This is a genomic window from Mesorhizobium sp. M2E.F.Ca.ET.209.01.1.1, assembly GCF_004010375.2.
Taxonomy (GTDB): domain Bacteria; phylum Pseudomonadota; class Alphaproteobacteria; order Rhizobiales; family Rhizobiaceae; genus Mesorhizobium.
The window spans coordinates 1-391 of the sequence record NZ_SADP02000327.1; the positions used below are offsets into that span (position 1 = coordinate 1).

The window sequence follows — 391 nt, forward strand, 5'->3', positions numbered from 1 at the left end:
CCATCAGGGCTCCCAGGAAGTCCGCCTACCCGACGGAAGCAAAGTAAAGCGCCACGAGTGGAAGGTCGTCGACGTCAGGAAGCTTGCGCTCTCCAGGATGACGGAGCGTCTGTCGCGTGACGGGTCGAAGGAAACGACACTCGACTATCAGCGGGCACCCTCCTATCGCGCCGCACTTCGCTTTGCCGAAACGCGCGGCCTCGATCTCATGAATGTCGCTCGGACCATCCTGCGCGACCGTCTCGAATGGACAATTCGGCAGAGGCAGCGCCTTGCCGATCTCGGCTCAAAGCTGCTGGCGATCGGCGCACGGCTCGGTCTCATTTCCGGCCCGCGGGCCGAATCCCAATCCACCAGCATGAAAGAGGCGAGGCCGATGGTTGCCGGCGTC

1 pseudogene is annotated in these 391 nt (G+C 63.2%); it reads left to right on the top strand.

Annotated elements, in window-relative coordinates:
• Positions 1–391: pseudogene (locus EN852_RS41250) on the top strand (Ti-type conjugative transfer relaxase TraA); the annotation flags it as partial.